The organism is Corynebacterium variabile (assembly GCF_006539825.1).
Taxonomy (GTDB): Bacteria; Actinomycetota; Actinomycetes; order Mycobacteriales; family Mycobacteriaceae; genus Corynebacterium; species Corynebacterium variabile.
The window spans coordinates 1-2,180 of the sequence record NZ_BJNT01000044.1 but is presented as its reverse complement, the minus strand read 5'-3'; the positions used below and the strand labels follow the sequence as shown (position 1 = coordinate 2,180).

Here is a 2,180-nt window from a genome sequence, read left to right as displayed (position 1 = left end):
CACCCGGTGGGTTACCGTCTGACGGTCGTCGGCGGCTTGTGGGATCGATGCCCGGAAGATGGTGACCTCGCAGTCGTCACTGGTGCAGACCAACCGGGGTACGCGGACGTGCAGCAGGCTGGGGTGCCCGGCGATGGGCAGGTCCGTGAGCCTGCGTTCGATATGGTCGCGAACTCGGCAGGCATGCCCGCAGTGTGGGCAGCTGAGGTCGACGGTCACCGGATGACAGTAGAGGTGGGTGATGTTGCCGGCGTCGGCGGCGTTGTCGATCGACAGGCCCAACTCGACGGTGCGGCAGATCGTGTCGGCGACGAGGTTCGGGGCAGGGGTGGCGGTGACGGTAGGGTGAGACATGGATCCTGGAGCGGCTGGATGGATGCTTAAGACACCTTCATCCTGTCACTGCAGGGTCCTTCTACGTTCCCGGCCCCAGCCCCCTACATGTAGTGGTGGCCTACCTCGGGGGCTTCACACCCGCTACGCACTCCCTATCCGGAAGAGCCGCTTTACCAGTCACGCTCGTCAGCCATCGCGTCATAGACCTGGACATACAACTCACGGGCCAGTGCGGCTCCGCTGTCTTCGGGGAGCGCAAGACCGCGGTACTCCATCGATGTCAACAGCGCGGTTGCCAGGTTGTAGAAGTTCTCCGCCCACAGCGTCTGCCGCTCCTGCGGCCACAGATCCTCGGCCAGCCCGCCCATGTCCTGCCGCGGGAACATGTCGCACGCCCGGGTCTTCCACGCCTCCGGCGATGCCTTGAGCACGTCCTGCTCCAAGTCCACCACCTCGTCGGCGGTGAGCCGCTCAACCTCGGCGTCCGCCATAAGCAGCTCATCCAGATAGTCCGCACGGACCTGTCTCTCGGCGTACGAGCGGATCCTGTCGAAGATGCCCTGCAGATCCACCCCTTCCGGCCACCGGGCCGTCCCACCAAGGTAGTTGTCCCGCAGCCACCGAAACTTCCGGTCGCACCTGAGACTCATCGCCGTCTCGACCGTGGCGTAGTACCGGTCAACCTCGGAGTCGGTGACCGCCGGGAACGCTCGCTGTAGCACGTCCCGGACCTCGTCTCGCATGATCATTACAACGTCCTTCCTGGTCAGTAACCATGTCGGGCGGGTCAACAAAGAAAAACGCTAGCCCTGTTCCGTCAATATGTATGTTTAGAGTATCGTTTCCGGACATGTGTATCTTAACAAGGAAGAGACAAGGAAAGCCGCCGCTGCGGCAGCGGGTGGCGGACTGGCAGCTCTCCCCTGGCTCGCTCTCGTTCCACCGCCGTTCAGCGCCGTTATTGGAGCCAATGTTATCAACATCGGCACCTGGGCCACAGCGGCAGTAGCGCAGAACAAATGCTTCCAACTCAAGCTGGGAGCCACGGGCGGTCTTATCCCCCCGCGTATCGGCGTTTCCCCAGAGCACTACACTGGCGGATACTGCAGATAGAAGTTTTGTCGAGGTCGAGAAAGGAGTACTACGAGGATGGTCGACAAGCAACGAGATTACAGGCGTTGGAATCTGATAATATCAGGAGCAACATGCCTAGTGGCGGCGATCGTCGTAGTCCCTCTTGTGGCAGGCGTGAGCGGTTGGAGATTCTTCGCAGGAATGACAATGTTTGTTTTCATTGCCATTCTAGGGTTCTGGTCTACAAGAAATAACCAGAAAAAGCCCTCACGTTTTCTTCCGACCGTGTTCTTTTCATTTGGGGCAATTGTGGGTATTGCTTACCTTATCCTTGGCGATATAACTCCGGCACTGTCTGCAATTATGACAGGATTAGTTTTCGGAGCTTTTAGTATGCAGTCATCAATGAACAAAAAACTCGGGTTTCAGGAACACTGAGTTGACAGAGCGGACAGAAGCAGCGCGTCCGTCCGACAGTGAAAGTCTGACGGTCTAGTCGAGGTCAAGGCCCGTGTCGGGGTAGTCGACGTTCGTGCCCCACTGCTGATCACCACCGAAGCCAAGACCCCCGGCCCCGTAGTCGTAGCCGTTGTCGGTCATCGCGTGGCCATAGTCGGTCGCAGAGCTGCCACCGCCGGTGTAATCAGTGTCGTCAGCCTCGGCCGCGGAGAGCTCTTCGTCGATGAACTCGGTGAGTCTGCTGACCGGTGGGTGCTGTTGCAAAGTTGAGCTGGCGGTGCCCGGTCGCCGATCGAGAAGGCGGTCCACCC

The 2,180-nt window shown here is 59.7% G+C and carries 4 protein-coding genes; 1 reads left to right on the top strand and 3 read right to left on the bottom strand.

What is annotated here, in order from left to right:
- Together CVA01_RS14625 and CVA01_RS14620 are read right to left on the bottom strand one after the other, a co-directional pair.
- The coding region (locus tag CVA01_RS14625; RefSeq protein ID WP_170209817.1) for a transposase family protein at nucleotides 1-354 on the bottom strand (354 nt) is incomplete at its 3' end.
- A 152-nt stretch (nucleotides 355-506) separates the two neighbouring features.
- Nucleotides 507-1,085, bottom strand: coding sequence for a hypothetical protein (locus tag CVA01_RS14620; RefSeq protein WP_141331800.1), 579 nt, complete (start codon nucleotides 1,083-1,085; stop codon nucleotides 507-509).
- Nucleotides 1,086-1,548: 463 nt separating this feature from the next.
- Between CVA01_RS14620 and CVA01_RS14615 the strand changes: the two genes are divergently transcribed.
- Nucleotides 1,549-1,848 (top strand): hypothetical protein, encoded by a 300-nt coding sequence (locus CVA01_RS14615; protein WP_141331798.1) that lies wholly within the window; start codon nucleotides 1,549-1,551, stop codon nucleotides 1,846-1,848.
- Between the two features lie 54 nt (nucleotides 1,849-1,902).
- Here CVA01_RS14615 and CVA01_RS14610 read toward each other — a convergent pair.
- A partial coding sequence (locus CVA01_RS14610; protein WP_218024601.1) for a hypothetical protein occupies nucleotides 1,903-2,180 on the bottom strand: 278 nt, incomplete at its 5' end.